Origin of the sequence: Cohnella sp. GCM10027633 (genome assembly GCF_042675445.1) — a bacterium.
In the GTDB taxonomy this organism is placed as follows: domain Bacteria; phylum Bacillota; class Bacilli; order Paenibacillales; family Paenibacillaceae; genus Cohnella.
The window spans coordinates 1-16,139 of sequence record NZ_JBHTGV010000011.1 but is presented as its reverse complement, the minus strand read 5'-3'; the positions used below and the strand labels follow the sequence as shown (position 1 = coordinate 16,139).

The window sequence follows — 16,139 nt, the reverse complement described above, 5'->3', positions numbered from 1 at the left end:
GGAAGCGATGTCCGGATATGGCGGTACGATTAGCGCGGCGATCGGAGCGGCGCTGCAGTTCGCGTTCGCTTTCGTCAGCATCGCGGCGCTGCTGAAAGCGGCGACTTCTTCGCGCAACCGCTGGCGCATCCAGTTGCGGGATTGGCGATTGTACAGAATGCCGCGTTGGTGGCTCGCGCTATGGCTGGCTGCCGAAGAGAGCGCCGCGCTGCAGGAAAGGCGGGTGCTTCTGGCGGGCTGCGGCATACGAATTCCCCCGGAGGCGTACCTTGCGTGCAGACGATTCGCGCTATTCTGTTGCTTGTCCGCAGGGGCGGCGACGTATTTGCTCGTCAATCACGGCCCGTTATCTGCTTCCGCCGCCTCGTATGCCGGAATCGCGGACGCGATCTTGCTCGTCGCCGTGCTGTACGATCATGCGTGGCTCCAAGCCTACAAGCAATACCGTACCGATCGGATTCGCAAGGAGATCGTATCCGTCAGCAGCCAACTGCTCTATTACGCCGGCTCCCGGCATCACTTGCATGCCAAGCTGATGAAGTGCTTGCCGCTCACCCGTCAGATCCGGACGGAGATGGGCTTGATGCTGAATGAATGGTATCACGACGCCGACGCTTCCTTGACCCGGTTCAAGGAGCGGCTCGGAACCGACGAGGCCTACGGCTTCGCGGAGACGCTGCGGTCGCTGCGGATGGACGACGGCGATTCGTTCTACGACATGCTGCGGGAAGTCGTCCGCGAATACAAGAATAAGACCGAGCTCGCGAGGCACAGCCGCAAAGAGACGACGTCTTATCTCCTCTTCGTCCTTGCGGGCATTCCGATTCTGTATATGTTCCAGATCTTTCTGTACCCGTGGGTGCAAGAGGCGTCGAAGCTGTTCGATGCATTGAATTCATAAGTAGTCGAGAGGAGGTGTACGCATGCGCAACATTCTGATTACCGTCATGATGCTCATCGTCGTCGCATTGATGTTCAACAACATCGTCGCCCAGGATAATACGGGGACGCGCGCCCGCATCGAGACGCAAGGCACGACGGCCAATACTTCGCTGGGCAATTTAGGACCGTAAAACGAGAAGTTCCGAATCGGAGGATCCCCTATGCGACAATTGTTGATGACCGTGCTTCTGCTGCTGACGGTCGTAACGCTATATTCGAATCTCGTTTCCGGAGGCGAAGGGACGAAAGCGCGTATATCGTCGTCCGGGCAGCAGATGGCGGTTCGAATCGCCCAGATGAGCCCGTGAAGCAACTGCTCGTGTTCGTGCTGTTCGCGGCCATGTTCTGCTGGCTCATGTTCTCTCCGATCTATAAGCATGTGCTGGTCATTCGGCAAGCGTTGCTTCAGCAAGAAGTGGATTATCTTCTCGAGATCGGCGCGAGCGGCCGACACGGCTATATCGACGGAGCGATGATCGAGTCTTCGCGCGAGCGGCTGGCCTCTTACGGCTTCGATCCTTCGCTGCTCGAATACGAAGTGGGATCGGCTTCGGGAGCGGACGGCGGCGATTCGGGAACGCCGCTTCTCAGAGGCGACGGCTTGCGTCTTCGGTTGGCGTACCCGTACGAACGGTTGCTCGATATCGACCGGCTTATCGGTATCGCTCCTCCTTCGGCCGACGCGCGGATCGCCGGGCGAGGGATGCGGATGAGCGAATATGTTCCTTAACGGGAGGAGCCGAAGCGAGCATGGCCAAGTTGTTGTTCGGCGTATTGATGACCGTCGTCTGGTGGATGCTGCATGCGCTCCAGCTTGACGAGGAAATGGCGATCGGGACGTTATCCAACATGAAGCACGCGGTGAACCGGGCGGCGCATGCCGCGGCGCAACAACTGGACCGGGACAAGCTTGAGCTCGGCATCTTGTCCATCGACGAGTCTCTGGCCGAGCAAGCCGCTGCCCGATACTTAATGGACAACCTCGCGCTGGACGGCCAGTTGAACCCATTGCCCGGCAGCATGCTTCGAGATTCGGTAGAAGTGCGCGTATTCGAAGTGTTGGACGAGAGCTTGGCTTATCCGTTTACGTATCGGAACGAGCGCTACGCGTACGAGGTCACCTTCGATAGGCCTGGCGTCGTTCTGATCGCGAACGTGACCTATCCGCTGCTGTTCGGCGTGCTAGCGCCGATCGAGTGGGACGTGAGAGGTTCTTCGGAGCTTGTGTATTGAGCGCCAGATGCCGGTCAGTTGACGAAGTCCCCTTCGTTTGCTCTAATGGTTGCATAGTGTTCGACTCGGAAGGGGAATCGGCAGCATGGGACGCGTTCAAGCGCAACCGGAAGAATGGACGAATCGGATCGAGAAGCTCCAAGCGCGCGTACGCGAAGCGGGATGGCAAGGCTGCCTGGTCACGCAAAATATCGGAATCTACTACTATACCGGCACGATGCAGACCGGGTATTTGTTCGTTCCGGCAGAAGGGAGTCCGACTTTCTACGTTCGCAGAAGCTTGCAACGCGCGGAGAGGGAATCGAAGGTACGTACGGCGGAACTTGCCTCTTTCAGAGAATTCGGCAAGCAATTGGCCAACGATTATTCGCAGCTCGCGTGCGTTGTTGTGGGCGAACCGGATAAGCTTGTAATCGGCGCGGACCTGGACGTCATGCCGGCGCAACTGTACGTAAGGCTGGCCGATGCGATTCCTCAAGCTGCGGTGAAGGATGCGTCGTCGATGCTCCGCGAAGCGAGAAGCATGAAGTCTCCTTATGAGATCGAGCGAATATCAGCCGCGGCGAACGTGGCCGCCGACGGACTCGAGGCGGGGCTCGCCTCGCTGAAGGAAGGGACGACGGAGCTGGAGCTGATGGCTGTTATCGAGAACGCCATGCGTCTGCGCGGACATATCGGGTTGATGCGCATGCGCGGGTACAACCAGGAGATTATGACGGGGGTCGTCGCCGCGGGGGAAGCTGCCGCGGAACCGACGTACTTCGACGGTCCGGCAGGCGGCAGAGGGTTGTCCGAGGCAGCGCCGCAAAGCGCGAGCACGCGTCCGATTCGGCGCGGCGAGCCGATTCTGATCGATATCGGTTGCTGCGTCGACGGGTATACGATCGACCAGACGCGGACGGCGGTCATCGGCGAATTGCGTCCGGAGCTGTTGTTCGCATATGAGACGGCGGTCTCGATTATTCGAGGAACCGAGACGATGCTGAAGCCTGGAGCCATACCCGAGGAGCTGTACGCGGAGGCGATGAAGATGGCGTCCGAAGCGGGATTGTTGGAACATTTCATGGGTTACGGCAGAGACCAAGTCAAATTTCTCGGGCACGGCATCGGACTCGAGATCGATGAATGGCCCGTGTTGGCGCGAGGGTTTCGCGCTCCGCTGGAGCCGGGCATGGTCATCGCCGTCGAGCCGAAATTCACGTTCCCGGCGTGGGGCGTCGTCGGCATCGAGAATACGTACGTCGTGACCGAGACCGGCTGCCGTCCGCTGACGCGATCTCCGGAGCGGTTGATTACTCTGCCGTTGTAGGATATTTCCTACTGTATTATAATGGTAATTATTCGACTCGGGAGGTTGGCTCGGAATGTCGGATCGAACGTCGTTTAATCCGTTTCTGATCAAGGAATCGGGCTGGACTTACGAAGACTACGCGAAGCTGCCGGACAACGGCAACCAATACGAGATCGTGGCAGGTATTCTCGAGCTGAAACCGTCGGCGTCGACGACTCATCAGAGAATCAGTCATCGATTGACGAGCGTTTTAACGGATAGCTGCGAAGATGAATATATCATTCTGTATGCACCGATGGACGTCATCTTGTCCGAGCAGGATACGCGTCAACCGGATATCTTAATGATCCAACGTTCGCGTTCGGGTATCGTTCATGAACATGCCGTCGTAGGACCGCCGGATCTTGTCGTGGAGATTGTGTCTCCGACATCCGTAAAGCGGGATCGAACGATGAAGCTGCGTACTTACGCCCAATTCGGCGTGCCGGAATATTGGATCGTCGATCCGTTGCACGTGACGGTCGAACAGTACTCGCTCGTTAAAGAAGGGGAGCCGTACGCGCTTTTGAACCTGTTCGCCGGGGACGACTACGTTGAATCGACCAGATTACCCTGCGTCCGCTTCAAAGTCAGCGAGGGCCTAACCTACAAGTAAAGATACGAACATACGGCCAATTACGAACGCTTCCCGCAGGAGGCGTTTTTTGCCGTGAAGCCGTCGATTTGCATCGAATCAATCATTCTAGTAGGATATATCCATAGAGTCGTAGTTACGTATCGTACCAGTAGGGGGAATCGCGATGCTTAAGCTCGGGGAGAAGATCGTTATCGTGGAAGACCGCTTCGAGCAGAACATGCCCGTAGGCGAATACGGTTATATCATCGCTTATGACCGCAACAACGACAGCGCGTTCGACTATATTATCCGCGTACCTAAAGCGAACAGGCAGTTCTACGTGCCTGCTACCGATATCGAATTGGAAGAAGTGCTGCTAGAGCTCGAAGCGGAGAGAACCTCGCGCGAGGCGTTGATCGACTACGCGCTGGCAACCCACAACGAAGAGCTGTTCCGGCGCATTATGAACGGCGGGGAATCGGAAGCTGAACCGGAAGAAGAGCCGAGCAACGAAGCGCTTAGTCCGGAAGCGTTCATTAAGCAAGTGAACTTGAAGGCTTGGATATAAGCCAGACGCGAACAACGGTCCCTTAAGGGACCGTTGTTCGTTGTTATCGGGTTGAATAAGCGTACTAAGTTAGTCGCAAAACGTTAATCCTCCGACATTCGCGATCCTGCCGAATTAACGTTGCCACACAGCGTTAAACTCCGATATCTTGCGATCCCGCCGGTATAACGCTGCCACAAAGCGTTAAACTTCCGACATTCGCGATCCTGCCGAATTAACGCTGCCACACAGTGTTAAACTCCCAACATTCGATCCCGCCGGATTAACGCTGTCACGCAGCGTTAAACTTCCGACATTCGCGATCCTGCCGAATTAACGTTGCCACACAGCGTTAAACTCCCAACATTCGCGATCCCGCCGGATTAACGCTGTCACGCAGCGTTAAACTCCCGACAATCGCGATTTGTCCGGATTAACGCTGCCACACAGCGCTAACCTCCAACAATCGGGCCGTCAATGCGCCCCGGCCTTGGTGCCGACCGGAACCGGCGCTGCCCTGCCGAAGAGGAAGCCCTGCAGCAGAGGCACGCCCGCCCGCCGCAAGTAATCCCATTCCTCGGCCCGCTCGACGCCTTCCGCCAGCACCGTGCCGCCAAATCTAGCCGATCTGTTTATCAAATCTTCGATATAGCGCTGCTTCGATTCGTCCGCGTCGCAGCCGCTCACCCATTGACGGTCCATCTTGACGTAATCCGGGCGCAGCCGGTCGACCGTGTCGAGCGTCGCGAAGCCGGTGCCGACGTCGTCTAGCGCCAGGCGGACGCCGTTCGCCCGCGCGACGTCGAATACTCGCGCGATTCCGGGATCGTCGAGCCGTTCCGTCTCGATGACCTCGAAGACGTAATCGGCCGGCTCCGTTCCGGTTTCCCGTATTGCATCGAACGTGCAGCGGAGGCACGAATCCGGATCGTGAAGCGAGGACGGCAGGAAGTTGACGAATCGTTTGGTCCCGTTCCTCAGATGGCTCGCTCCTACGCGGATGGCAGATTCCCGGGCCGCGCGGTCGAGGAAGGCATGCTGTCCGGTGCGTCGCGCCGCTTCGAACAGGGCGGCCGGCTTGAACGGGGGCAGTTCAGGCAGCGGCCGCAGCAGGAACTCGTAGCCGACGGGCGCGCCGTTCGCCGAGACGATAGGCTGCATATGGGACGTGAACAGCCGGTTCAGTATCGTGTCGGCCACGCTGTGACCGCCGACATCCCCGAACAGCGACCGGAGCGGCGTCCAACCGGTATCCGATTCGCGATCCGCGATAATGAGGCATTGGATGCGTTCGGATTGCTCGGGTTGTATCCGGCTTTGCAGCAAGCTAAGCAATCGCAGCAGCTGGTGCTCGTCTTCATAGTGAATCGACAGCGGCATCCGTTCGGACGGGGCAACCTCGTAGATCGCTTCTCGCAGAAGCGCGCGAGCGCCTGGATTGTCGGCGTCGAACGACAGGAAGCCGTGGTCTTGCAGAGGAGTCGCGTATTCGAATTCGGGTAATCGGTTAACGTTGGTCATGGTGTATCCCTCCTGTTCAAGTTGTTGCTTAAGCGCGAGCATGTCCGATATAATAATAGGAATGAGCGGAAATACGGATTGTAGGAGGACCTGACGAGATGAGCATCAGTATCAAAGACGTCGAGCACGTCGCGAATTTGGCGCGGCTCGAGCTATCGGATGCGGACAAGGAACAGTTCGCGGGACAGCTGAACGCGATTCTGAAATATGCCGAGAAATTGAACGAATTGAATACGGACGGCGTCGAGCCGACCAGCCACGTGCTGCCTTTGGCGAACGTTATGCGCGAGGACGCCGTGAAGCCTTCGCTTCCGATCGACAAAGCGATGCTGAACGCGCCCGAAGAGGAAGAAGGCCATTTCAAAGTTCCGGCAGTACTGGAATAGGAAACCGAAGGAGGAGCTTACCCCCATGTCGTTGTTCGATCTACGGCTATCCGATATACATAATCGCCTGGCAACGAAGCAATTATCCGTCGCCGAGCTCGTCGAAGCTTCTCTGTCGAGAATCTCGGAGACCGACGGCAAGATCGGCGCGTTCCTAACGCTGAACGAAGAGAACGCGCGCAAGGAAGCGGCTGCGCTGGACGCTTCGCTCGCGCAAGGCGGCGAACGAGGCCTGTTGTTCGGCATCCCGGCCGGCATCAAGGACAATATCGTCACCGAAGGGCTCCGGACGACTTGCGGCAGCAAGTTCCTGGACAATTACGATCCGATCTACGACGCTACCGTCGTGACGAAGCTGCGCGCCGCGCAATCGGTTACGGTCGGCAAGCTGAACATGGACGAGTTCGCGATGGGCGGCTCGAACGAGAATTCCGCCTACGGCCCCGTTCGCAACCCTTGGGCGCTCGATCGCGTTCCGGGCGGCTCCAGCGGCGGCTCCGCCGCGGCCGTCGCGGCGGGACAAGCTTACTTCACGCTAGGCTCCGATACCGGCGGTTCTATCCGTCAGCCGGCGGCTTATTGCGGCGTCGTCGGAATGAAGCCGACGTACGGCCTCGTCTCGCGGTTCGGCCTCGTCGCCTTCGCCTCGTCGCTCGACCAGATCGGACCGATTACGAAGAACGTCGAAGATTCCGCATACGTGTTGCAATCGATCGCCGGACACGACGGCCGCGATTCGACGTCGGCGAACGTGGACATCCCGGACTACTTGTCCGCGCTGACCGGCGACGTCAAAGGGCTGAAGATAGGCGTACCCAAAGAATACATGGGCAAAGGCATCGATCCGCAAGTGAAGGAGCGGGTGCTCGAGGCGCTCAAAGTGTTCGAGTCGATGGGCGCGGAATGGGAAGAAATTTCGCTTCCGCATACAGACTATGCCATCGCGACTTATTATTTGCTCGCGTCGTCCGAAGCATCCTCGAACCTCGCCCGGTTCGACGGCGTCCGCTACGGCGTGCGCGCGGACAATCCGGCGAATTTGCTCGACTTGTACCGCAAATCCCGCAGCGAAGGCTTCGGTCCCGAAGTGAAGCGTCGGATCATGCTCGGCACGTACGCGCTGAGCTCCGGCTATTACGACGCTTATTATAAGAAGGCGCAGCAAGTCCGGACTCTCATTAAACGGGACTTCGACCAAGCGTTCGAGAAGTACGACCTGATCATCGGTCCAACGGCTCCTACGCCGGCGTTCAAGATCGGCGAGCAAGTCGGCGATCCGCTGACGATGTACTTGAACGATATTTGCACCATCCCGGTCAGCCTGGCCGGCGTTCCGGCGATCAGCGTTCCTTGCGGGTTGGCCGACGGCTTGCCGGTCGGATTGCAAATTATCGGCAAGCATTTCGACGAGACGACCGTGCTGCGCGCCGCGCACGCGTTCGAGAGCCAGACCGGGTTCCATAGCCTGCGTCCGGCGTTGTCATAGGAGGCGTACAACATGACGAATTCCAAATACGAAACAGTCGTCGGCCTTGAAGTTCACGTCGAGCTGCATACGCAATCGAAAATTTTCTGCGGTTGCTCCACCTCCTTCGGCGCGCCGCCGAATACGCATACTTGTCCGGTCTGCCTCGGCCATCCCGGCGTGCTTCCCGTGCTGAACCGCCAAGCCGTAGAGTACGCGATGAAGGCGGCCATGGCTATCAACTGCGAGATCGCCGAGTGGTGCAAATTCGACCGTAAGAATTACTTTTACCCGGATTCGCCCAAAGCGTACCAGATTTCGCAATACGACCAACCGATCGGAGAGAACGGCTGGATCGACATCGAAGTGAACGGCAAGACGAAGCGGATCGGCATCACGCGCCTCCATCTGGAGGAAGACGCCGGCAAGCTGACGCATACCGGGGACGGTTCCCTCGCCGACTTCAACCGCGTCGGAACGCCGCTCGTCGAGATCGTCTCCGAACCGGATATCCGATCGCCGGAAGAAGCGAAGGCTTATCTGGAGAAACTGCGCGCGATCATGCTCTATTGCGACGTATCGGACGTGAAGATGGAAGAAGGCAGCATGCGCTGCGACGCGAACATCTCCATTCGCCCGTACGGCCAAGATAAGTTCGGCACTCGCGCCGAGCTGAAGAACATGAACTCGTTCCGCGGCGTTCAGCGCGGTCTCGAATACGAGGAGCTTCGTCAAGCGGACGTGCTCGACGGCGGCGGCAAAGTCGTTCAGGAGACGCGGCGCTGGGACGAAACCCAAGGCAAGACGTTCAGCATGCGCAGCAAGGAAGAAGCGCACGACTATCGTTACTTCCCCGATCCGGATCTGGTGCGCCTGCATATCGACGACGAATGGAAGTCGCGCGTCCGCGACTCGATTCCGGAGCTTCCGGATGCCCGCCAAGCGCGATATATCGCCGTATACGGCCTTTCCTCCTACGACGCCGGCGTATTGACCGCGTCGATGAAGCTCGCGAACTTCTTCGAGGACAGCCTGAAGTACACGACCGACGCGAAAGCTTCGGCGAACTGGATCATGGGCGAGCTTCTCGGGTATTTGAACGCGAACAACCTGGAGCTCGAAGACGTGAAGATTACGGGTCAAGGACTCGGCGAGATGATTCAACTCATCGAGAAAGGCACGATCAGCACGAAGATCGCCAAGACGGTGTTCAAGGGAATCTTGGAAACCGGCAAGTCGCCGGCGCAGATCGTCGAGGAGCAAGGTCTCGTGCAGATCAGCGACGAAGGCGCGATCATCGCGATCGTCGATTCGATCATCGCCGCGAATCCGCAATCGGTGGAAGACTTCCGCGCCGGCAAAGACAAAGCGATCGGCTTCCTCGTCGGCCAGATCATGAAGGAAACGAAAGGCAAAGCGAACCCGGGGCTCGTCAACAAGCTGCTCATGGATCGATTAAAAGCATAAGCGCGAAGGCGCTGCAATCGGGACGACAATCCACCTTAGGGTGGCATTGTCGTTTCGTTGCATGTACGGGAGCGTGTGATGAGATGATCATCGAGGCCATAAGAATGTATAACCGGGAAGAGGCGGAAGAGGTTTGGGCGCTTCAGCACGCGGCGTACCGGGCGGAGGCGGCGTTAATCGGCGTCGCGCAGTTGCCGCCGCTTCAGGACACCGTGGACGCGTTAATCGCATGCCGGGAGCGCTTCTACGGTTTACGTACGACCGCCGGCGAGCTGGCTGGCGCGATCTCCTGCGAGACGGATCGGCAAGGCCGGCATACGATATGCCGGCTAATGGTGCATCCCGATTATCATCGGCAAGGTATCGGCTCGAAGTTGCTGGCGTATTTGCTCGAACGCGAACCGGCGCCCTCCTGGACGGTGACCGCGGAAGCCAGGAACGCGCCGGCGCTTGCGCTGTACGAGAAGAGCGGCTTCGTTCGCAAAGGTTCGCTGCAGCCCGCGCCGGATATTACGCTCGTACGGCTCGAACGATCGGCAAAGTAAGATCCACAATGAGAACCTAGACGCGAGACTGGGGCAATTCCCCGTCCGGAACCCGTTGTATGCGCCGGCTCCAGGTGCTACAATGAACAAAATTAAGCGAGGAATGGGAAATCGCATGCATGATCCTTGGATTATCGGCTACGATCATCTCGCCATACGGCTGTTATTGTCCGTACTGCTCGGCGGGCTCGTCGGCATCGAGCGCGAACGCAAAAACCACGCCGCGGGCTTGCGCACGCATATTTTGGTCTGCTTAGGCTCTTGCCTCATCATGTTATTGTCCATGTACGGCTTCGCGGCGTTCGCCGACGAGCCTAACGTGAGACTCGACCCTGCGCGGCTTGCCGCTCAGGTTATTACCGGCGTAGGATTCCTCGGCGCGGGCACGATTCTGTTCACTGGAAAGTCGATTACCGGCCTGACGACCGCGGCGTCCGTCTGGGTCGTCATGGCGATCGGGCTCGCCGTGGGCGCGGGATTCTACATGCCCGCAGGGTTGTCGGCTGTATTGGTGCTCCTCATCCTATGGGGACTTAACATCGTGGAGAAGCGCTACGTCAAGCACCGCCGCGAATGCGTCGTTACCGTGACGGCCGACGCCGAGGCTCGTCTCGTCGAGAACTTGCAACGATTGCTGTCGGAGCGCGGGGCGAAGCTAAGCCACGTGAAGTTCGCGGATGCGGACGAGGCCGGAGAATCCGGCTTGCAGCGAATCCATATGCATATCGCTCTTCCGCGCAGGGAACAGCTCATCGCCATCGCGGACCAGTTCAAGCGGCTAGAGGGCGTCAAATCCGTAATCGCCGAGTAAGCAAGCCATAGATGTCGGAGGTAACCGTATGAATGATGCAGACCCATGGAATCGCGACGATAACGAACGCCGGATGCCGTCCGGGTATCCGCCTCCCTATGGCCGTTCGGGTAAAAGGCGGAGTAAGTGGATCGCCGGACTGCTTGCTTTTCTAGTGCCGGGAACCGGCCATATGTACTTGGGGCTTATGTTCAAGGCGGTGTCGATCATGCTGCTCTTGGCCGCGAATATCGCCGCGATCGTCCAGATGTCGAAGTACGACGACAATGCGCTGACGATCGTATTGCTTAGCTTGCTCATGCCGATTATCTACTTCTACAACTTGTTCGATGCGATCCAGAGCGCGGAGACCGTTAACGATCGGTTGGCGGCTGCCGAATGGAACGCGCATGCCGCGGCATCCGAACGACGTCCCGACGCCCCGGCCTTCCGGACGTTATCGTACAACAAGCTCGTCGTTCTCGTGGTCGTCGGCATCATCGTATTCTTGCTGGCGCAGGAGACTTGGTCGGACTGGGTGTTCGACTCGACCCTCTCGATCGTAGGCGCGGTGCTGCTGATCGCGGGCGGAATCGCCCTATGGATTTGGGAGCTCCGCAACCCGCAACAGCCGAAGCCGTGAACGAACGAGGCGGCTTCTTCCATTGACAAGTTTCGAACAACGCACGTAAAATGAGGCTATAACAGACAGGAAAGGCTGTGAAGAGCATGGACTCCAGGGTCGAGCATGCCGTGGACCAGCTCAAATCCGGAGGAGTCCGGATGACGCCGCAACGGTATGCGATCTTGCAATATTTGATGGAATCGTTGGATCATCCGACGGCTGACGACATTTTCCGTTCGCTGTCTCCCCAATATCCGAGCTTGAGCGTGGCGACCGTCTACAATAACTTGAAAGTATTCATCGACGCCGGTCTCGTGCGAGAGCTGACCTACGGCGACGATTCGAGCCGATTCGATGCGGATCTGTCGGATCATTACCACGCGATTTGCACCAAATGCGGCACGATGGTCGACTTCGAGCATCCGCCGATCAAGGAAGTGGAAGAGGCGGCGGCAACGTCGACCGGATTCCGCGTCTACGGACACCGGATGGAAGTGTATGGCGTATGCCCGACCTGCCAGACGTTGCACGTCTAACTTATTTCGAATAGACCGAGCGCGCAAGGACCCCAGTCTAAGCGCGCTTTTCATTTGCGCTTGTCCGCCGACCGGATGCAACTTTCGTTCGGATTGCATCGTTCTGTTCTTGGAGACGTATCAGTAGAGAGGGGACAAGCCGAAGGTTCGATCGCCTTAGAATAGAGATAGGGAGTGAGAGCATTGCATACGCCGATCGTTACGGAACGCCGCCGCAAGCGCGGGCGGTCCGGTCCGTTGTTCTTATACGTTATTTTGTTTATCGTCGCGGCCGTATCGGTCGTCTGGTGGTTAGGCAACCGGGATACCGCTTCGAAGGAATGGATCGTGCCTGATTATATGTCGAAAAGGCATCCGGTCATGCTGCGCGGGGAATGGACGAGCAGCCACGCTCTCGGAGACGGCGAGGGGATGCGCATTCCGCTATCGGTCGCCCAGAAGCTGCTCGGCGACGGAGTACGGTACGAGGAAGCGAGCGAATCGATTATTTTGACGACGGACGACGACGTGCTTCATTTTCGCGAGGGAGAGCTGAGCGCGACGTTGAACAGCAAGCCTATCGCGCTCTCGTTCACGGCGGAGAAGTCCGGAGGGGAACTGTATTTGCCGCTCGCTCCGCTGGCAGAGCTGTTCGGGTTGCAGGCTGAAACCGGAAGCGGGACGGGCATCGTTACGCTGAATATGCCGGGCGACGCCGTGCAGGGGGCGGAAGTGCCCGTAACCTCCAAGAAGCCGAAGAAGCTTCGTGCTGGCGCGGACAAGTCGTTCGCGATCGTCGAAGACTTGCCGGCGGGCACGAAGCTGCGGCTGTGGAAGGAAGAGGGCGACGGCGGCTGGTACGCTGCGCAATCGGCTTCCGGCCAGATCGGCTATGTAGCCAAGGGCGACGTAGTCCTGACGAGCGTAGAGCAAGTCGCCGAGAACGAGGACAAGGAGGAGCCGTTCGTCGCATGGAAGGGCGAAGGCCGCAGAATTAACCTGACGTGGGAAGCGGTCTACTCGGCTAATCCGGATACGAACGCCATCGGCGATTTGCAGGGCGTGAACGTCGTCAGTCCGACCTGGTTCGAGCTCGTCGACGATAAGGGGACGATACGAAGCAAAGCGGATGCCGGTTATTCCGCTTGGGCGAGAGCGAAAGGCATGCACGTGTGGGGGTTGTTCAGCAACGGCTTCGAGCCGGACCGCACGCACGTCGCTTTGGCGACTTACGAGACGCGTCTTGCCATGATCAAGCAGTTGCTCGCCTACGCGAAGACGTTCAAGCTGCAGGGCATCAATATCGATTTCGAGAACGTGTATACGAAGGATAAGGACAATCTCGTGCAATTCGTCCGCGAGATGACGCCGCTGCTTCACGAAGCGAACTTGGTCGTCTCGATCGACGTGACGCCGAAGTCCAATAGCGAGATGTGGTCGTTGTTCCTGGATCGGGCAAGATTGGGCACGGTCGTCGACTTCATGATGGTCATGTCCTACGACGAGCACTGGGCGAGCAGTCCGACTTCGGGTTCGGTATCGTCGCTTCCATGGACGGAGAACACGATCAAGCGCATTCTCGACGAAGACGGCGTGCCGTCCAGCAAGCTGATCCTTGGCATGCCTCTGTACGCCCGCGTATGGACGGAAGAGCCGGACGGCAAAGGCGGCGTGAAGGTCAGTTCCAAAGCGCTGGGCATGGGAGCGGTGAATCAGATCATTCAGGAGAAAAAGCTGAAGCCGATCATGTCGGAGACGGGGCAGCATTACGCGGAGTACAAAGAAGGCGAGTCGCTGAAGCGGATATGGATCGAGGACGCGGTATCGATCAAGGCGCGCGCCGAGCTGGTCAAGAAGTACGATCTTGCCGGCGCGGCGACATGGCGTCGCGGATTCGAAACGCCGGACATTTGGCCGGCGCTCGACGAGGCGCTGCAGAGCCGGCCGTAACCGGCATTAAACCTAATCAGATAGAACAAACCTCCGCGACGTCGGCTCATGCAGCCGAAGATCGCGGAGGTTTTTGTATGCTAGCCGTATAAGCTTTAGGACGTAGTCGTCGCGGACGATACGGCATTCGCCGCCGGTTCGGAGGATTGTTCCTCTTCTTTCGGCGCGTGAGCGGGATCCGTCGTCAGAATCGTATGGCAGTACATGCAACGGTCGGTTCGGCCGAGCATCTTCGTCCGCTTGCCGCATTCGGGACAATCGAGGACGGGAGCGCTCGTGGACAGCATGCCTACGTAGAAGTAGATGGCCATGCTCGCGAAGCAGCTGATCATCCCGAATACCATGAAGACGGCGGCGATGATCTTGCCGACGTTGCCGAACAGCAGTATGCCGCTCGTTCCGAATACCATGATGCCCAGGCCGAGCAAGACGAGCAACAATCCCCACGTGCGCATCGTCGATATTTTACTTGCTTTCCATTTCATGTTGAATAACTCCCATCCTTTAGTAGAACGTAATCAGTAAAGCATGCGAATGAACGCGAAGTTTGGCTTATGCCGTCCCGCAGGCAGGAAACCGCGGTACGCTTGTAGAACTACACCTTACTTGGTATTCCATTATAGCGCACAATTCGCGGACAGGCCAACGTGGAGCGTTCGGGCGGTCCGAATCACTTGGAGAGGCGTGGATGAAGATGGTCCGTCTTGATAGCAAGGGTCTATTCTATACGGAGTGGTTCGGAGCGGAGAAGGGGTTGATCGGTCTGCTTCTGAAGACGAACCTGTTCTCTTATCAACCGATGATCGACGGCATGGACCGCTTGTGCATATTGATCATGAGCGAAGTGGAGCCGGGCAAAGAGATCGAGCATTTCCTCCGGGACGGCGCCCGCATTCAAGTAAAACGGGTTACGCCCGCGGAATTCGAAGGTTGGCTGCTCAGCAGCGACAATCACAAGATGGTGCAACTGCTGGCGCAAGGCGAAATTCTAATCGATCGCGGCGGTTACTTGTCCGGGTTGAGGAGCCGATTGATCGAATGGTCTCCGTTGTTGCGAGAGCAGAAGCTGCTATGCGAGTTTTCCAAGTTCGCGCGGACGTACTTGCAAGCGAAGCAAGACATTAAGGACGGACAGGTGCTCGATGCATACGCCAACGTCATGGCTTCCCTTCATTATTGGGCGCACATCGCGTTAATAGAAGCGGGCATGCATCCGGAGCTGACCGTATGGGAGCAATTGCGCAGCGTCAACCCCGGCGTGTACAAGCTATTCGAAGAGTTGACGACGAGCCAAGAGACGGTCGAGCAACGCGTGCAGTTGCTGCTCTTGGCATGCGAGTTCTCGGTATTGACGAAGATGGAGTCATCCTGCGCGCTTCTGATCCGTGTTATCGCCTCTCGTCATGAGCCGTGGTCGCCGGCCGAGCTCATGCAGCATCCGGATCTCGCCGGGCTGTCGATAGACGTCTCGCTGCTTCTCCAGAAGCTGACCAAGCGGGGGTGCATTCTCGAGATCGCAAGGCCGCATCGCGCTCGAGGCATGGGTTTATTGGAGCTTTGTTACAAGGTATCCGACCGGTAAAAAAGAAACGTAAAAAATGTCGAATTAAACGTTGACTTCGCCCATCGATCTGTGATAAATTAATTCTCGCCGCTGAAAACGGTCTACGAAAGAAACGAGACGCGGCAACGGATAAGCGGATCGGTTGAGAATAAGTAAGAAATTACCTGTTGCAATCGGTTAGGCATCTGTGATATATTATAAAAGTCGCCGTTAGCGCGGATGACAAAAAGAAGCAACACAGCTTGTTCTTTGAAAACTGAACATCGAGCGTAATTTACGGTAATAAATCGTTCACTTCGGTGAACAAACCAGCAATACAGATTGAGCCTTTATGGCTCTTCGATAAAAGTTTCACTTTTATGGAGAGTTTGATCCTGGCTCAGGACGAACGCTGGCGGCGTGCCTAATACATGCAAGTCGAGCGGAGTTATTCCTTCGGGAATGGCTTAGCGGCGGACGGGTGAGTAACACGTAGGCAACCTGCCCGCAAGGCCGGGATAACATTCGGAAACGAATGCTAAGACCGGATACGCGTGGCGCCCGCATGGGCGCTTCGGGAAACACGGAGCAATCTGTGGCTTGCGGATGGGCCTGCGGCGCATTAGCTAGTTGGTGGGGTGACGGCTCACCAAGGCGACGATGCGTAGCCGACCTGAGAGGGTGAACGGCCACACTGGGACTG

The 16,139-nt window shown here is 57.7% G+C and carries 19 protein-coding genes and 1 rRNA gene; 18 read left to right on the top strand and 2 right to left on the bottom strand.

Annotation, left to right across the window (positions count from 1 at the left end):
- The first annotated feature begins 7 nt into the window (after positions 1–7).
- The 8 genes from ACFQZG_RS20580 to ACFQZG_RS20545 all read left to right on the top strand — a co-directional run bounded on the left by ACFQZG_RS20580 (position 8) and on the right by ACFQZG_RS20545 (position 4,650).
- Positions 8–901 carry a hypothetical protein gene (locus ACFQZG_RS20580; protein WP_378155935.1) on the top strand — a complete coding sequence of 298 codons (894 nt, stop codon included), beginning with the start codon at positions 8–10 and terminating at the stop codon, positions 899–901.
- A 22-nt stretch (positions 902–923) separates the two neighbouring features.
- Positions 924–1,073: a hypothetical protein gene (locus ACFQZG_RS20575; protein WP_378155933.1), complete on the top strand. Its 150-nt coding sequence runs from the start codon at positions 924–926 to the stop codon at positions 1,071–1,073.
- 30 nt (positions 1,074–1,103) lie between these two features.
- The gene (locus tag ACFQZG_RS20570; RefSeq protein WP_378155931.1) at positions 1,104–1,250 is read left to right on the top strand and encodes a hypothetical protein; all 147 of its coding nucleotides are present in this window, start codon (positions 1,104–1,106) and stop codon (positions 1,248–1,250) included.
- Positions 1,247–1,672 carry a hypothetical protein gene (locus ACFQZG_RS20565; RefSeq protein ID WP_378155929.1) on the top strand — a complete coding sequence of 142 codons (426 nt, stop codon included), beginning with the start codon at positions 1,247–1,249 and terminating at the stop codon, positions 1,670–1,672. The genes ACFQZG_RS20570 and ACFQZG_RS20565 overlap by 4 nt, the downstream gene beginning before the upstream one ends.
- A 20-nt stretch (positions 1,673–1,692) precedes the next feature.
- A complete protein-coding gene (locus ACFQZG_RS20560) occupies positions 1,693–2,175 on the top strand; it encodes a hypothetical protein (protein WP_378155927.1) in 483 nt (160 codons plus the stop codon).
- A gap of 85 nt (positions 2,176–2,260) precedes the next feature.
- Positions 2,261–3,484: a M24 family metallopeptidase gene (locus ACFQZG_RS20555; RefSeq protein ID WP_378155926.1), complete on the top strand. Its 1,224-nt coding sequence runs from the start codon at positions 2,261–2,263 to the stop codon at positions 3,482–3,484.
- A gap of 55 nt (positions 3,485–3,539) precedes the next feature.
- Positions 3,540–4,121 carry a Uma2 family endonuclease gene (locus ACFQZG_RS20550; protein WP_378155924.1) on the top strand — a complete coding sequence of 194 codons (582 nt, stop codon included), beginning with the start codon at positions 3,540–3,542 and terminating at the stop codon, positions 4,119–4,121.
- 145 nt (positions 4,122–4,266) lie between these two features.
- On the top strand, positions 4,267–4,650 hold the full coding sequence (locus ACFQZG_RS20545) for an ATPase (protein ID WP_378155922.1): 384 nt from the start codon (positions 4,267–4,269) through the stop codon (positions 4,648–4,650).
- 453 nt (positions 4,651–5,103) lie between these two features.
- Here ACFQZG_RS20545 and ACFQZG_RS20540 read toward each other — a convergent pair whose 3' ends face one another.
- Positions 5,104–6,150, bottom strand: coding sequence for an EAL domain-containing protein (locus ACFQZG_RS20540; RefSeq protein ID WP_378155920.1), 1,047 nt, complete (start codon positions 6,148–6,150; stop codon positions 5,104–5,106).
- Positions 6,151–6,248: 98 nt separating this feature from the next.
- Between ACFQZG_RS20540 and gatC the strand changes: the two genes are divergently transcribed.
- The 8 genes from gatC (at position 6,249) to ACFQZG_RS20500 (ending at position 13,893) form a co-directional block, all read left to right on the top strand.
- Positions 6,249–6,536: an Asp-tRNA(Asn)/Glu-tRNA(Gln) amidotransferase subunit GatC gene (gene gatC, locus ACFQZG_RS20535; protein ID WP_378155918.1), complete on the top strand. Its 288-nt coding sequence runs from the start codon at positions 6,249–6,251 to the stop codon at positions 6,534–6,536.
- 25 nt (positions 6,537–6,561) lie between these two features.
- Positions 6,562–8,022, top strand: a complete 1,461-nt coding sequence (gene gatA / locus ACFQZG_RS20530) for an Asp-tRNA(Asn)/Glu-tRNA(Gln) amidotransferase subunit GatA (protein WP_378155917.1) — start codon at positions 6,562–6,564, stop codon at positions 8,020–8,022.
- Between the two features lie 12 nt (positions 8,023–8,034).
- Positions 8,035–9,468, top strand: coding sequence for an Asp-tRNA(Asn)/Glu-tRNA(Gln) amidotransferase subunit GatB (gene gatB, locus ACFQZG_RS20525; RefSeq protein WP_378155915.1), 1,434 nt, complete (start codon positions 8,035–8,037; stop codon positions 9,466–9,468).
- 83 nt (positions 9,469–9,551) lie between these two features.
- On the top strand, positions 9,552–10,013 hold the full coding sequence (locus tag ACFQZG_RS20520) for a GNAT family N-acetyltransferase (protein ID WP_378155913.1): 462 nt from the start codon (positions 9,552–9,554) through the stop codon (positions 10,011–10,013).
- A gap of 115 nt (positions 10,014–10,128) precedes the next feature.
- Positions 10,129–10,824: an MgtC/SapB family protein gene (locus tag ACFQZG_RS20515; RefSeq protein WP_378155911.1), complete on the top strand. Its 696-nt coding sequence runs from the start codon at positions 10,129–10,131 to the stop codon at positions 10,822–10,824.
- 28 nt (positions 10,825–10,852) lie between these two features.
- Entirely contained in the window at positions 10,853–11,446 is a 594-nt protein-coding gene (locus ACFQZG_RS20510; RefSeq protein WP_378155909.1) for a hypothetical protein, read from the top strand.
- A gap of 86 nt (positions 11,447–11,532) precedes the next feature.
- Positions 11,533–11,964: a Fur family transcriptional regulator gene (locus ACFQZG_RS20505; RefSeq protein WP_378155907.1), complete on the top strand. Its 432-nt coding sequence runs from the start codon at positions 11,533–11,535 to the stop codon at positions 11,962–11,964.
- A 174-nt stretch (positions 11,965–12,138) separates the two neighbouring features.
- On the top strand, positions 12,139–13,893 hold the full coding sequence (locus ACFQZG_RS20500; RefSeq protein ID WP_378155905.1) for a glycosyl hydrolase family 18 protein: 1,755 nt from the start codon (positions 12,139–12,141) through the stop codon (positions 13,891–13,893).
- A 95-nt stretch (positions 13,894–13,988) separates the two neighbouring features.
- Here ACFQZG_RS20500 and ACFQZG_RS20495 read toward each other — a convergent pair whose 3' ends face one another.
- Positions 13,989–14,378 (bottom strand): DUF2614 family zinc ribbon-containing protein, encoded by a 390-nt coding sequence (locus tag ACFQZG_RS20495; protein ID WP_378155903.1) that lies wholly within the window; start codon positions 14,376–14,378, stop codon positions 13,989–13,991.
- Between the two features lie 203 nt (positions 14,379–14,581).
- Here ACFQZG_RS20495 and ACFQZG_RS20490 point away from each other — a divergent pair, with 203 nt between their 5' ends.
- Together ACFQZG_RS20490 and ACFQZG_RS20485 are read left to right on the top strand one after the other, a co-directional pair.
- Positions 14,582–15,475, top strand: a complete 894-nt coding sequence (locus ACFQZG_RS20490; RefSeq protein ID WP_378155901.1) for a nucleotidyltransferase-like protein — start codon at positions 14,582–14,584, stop codon at positions 15,473–15,475.
- Positions 15,476–15,813: 338 nt separating this feature from the next.
- Positions 15,814–16,139: ribosomal RNA gene (locus tag ACFQZG_RS20485) — 16S ribosomal RNA — on the top strand; the annotation flags it as partial.

Coding starts and splice junctions, on each gene's coding strand:
- ACFQZG_RS20545 (WP_378155922.1), top strand. CDS start 4,267: ATGCTTAAGCTCGGGGAGAAGATCGTTATCGTGGAAGACCGCTTCGAG.
- ACFQZG_RS20555 (WP_378155926.1), top strand. CDS start 2,261: ATGGGACGCGTTCAAGCGCAACCGGAAGAATGGACGAATCGGATCGAG.
- ACFQZG_RS20580 (WP_378155935.1), top strand. CDS start 8: ATGTCCGGATATGGCGGTACGATTAGCGCGGCGATCGGAGCGGCGCTG.
- ACFQZG_RS20510 (WP_378155909.1), top strand. CDS start 10,853: ATGAATGATGCAGACCCATGGAATCGCGACGATAACGAACGCCGGATG.
- ACFQZG_RS20560 (WP_378155927.1), top strand. CDS start 1,693: ATGGCCAAGTTGTTGTTCGGCGTATTGATGACCGTCGTCTGGTGGATG.
- gatA (WP_378155917.1), top strand. CDS start 6,562: ATGTCGTTGTTCGATCTACGGCTATCCGATATACATAATCGCCTGGCA.
- ACFQZG_RS20520 (WP_378155913.1), top strand. CDS start 9,552: ATGATCATCGAGGCCATAAGAATGTATAACCGGGAAGAGGCGGAAGAG.
- ACFQZG_RS20490 (WP_378155901.1), top strand. CDS start 14,582: ATGAAGATGGTCCGTCTTGATAGCAAGGGTCTATTCTATACGGAGTGG.
- ACFQZG_RS20570 (WP_378155931.1), top strand. CDS start 1,104: ATGCGACAATTGTTGATGACCGTGCTTCTGCTGCTGACGGTCGTAACG.
- gatC (WP_378155918.1), top strand. CDS start 6,249: ATGAGCATCAGTATCAAAGACGTCGAGCACGTCGCGAATTTGGCGCGG.
- ACFQZG_RS20495 (WP_378155903.1), bottom strand. CDS start 14,378: ATGAAATGGAAAGCAAGTAAAATATCGACGATGCGCACGTGGGGATTG.
- ACFQZG_RS20540 (WP_378155920.1), bottom strand. CDS start 6,150: ATGACCAACGTTAACCGATTACCCGAATTCGAATACGCGACTCCTCTG.
- ACFQZG_RS20515 (WP_378155911.1), top strand. CDS start 10,129: ATGCATGATCCTTGGATTATCGGCTACGATCATCTCGCCATACGGCTG.
- gatB (WP_378155915.1), top strand. CDS start 8,035: ATGACGAATTCCAAATACGAAACAGTCGTCGGCCTTGAAGTTCACGTC.
- ACFQZG_RS20550 (WP_378155924.1), top strand. CDS start 3,540: ATGTCGGATCGAACGTCGTTTAATCCGTTTCTGATCAAGGAATCGGGC.
- ACFQZG_RS20575 (WP_378155933.1), top strand. CDS start 924: ATGCGCAACATTCTGATTACCGTCATGATGCTCATCGTCGTCGCATTG.
- ACFQZG_RS20505 (WP_378155907.1), top strand. CDS start 11,533: ATGGACTCCAGGGTCGAGCATGCCGTGGACCAGCTCAAATCCGGAGGA.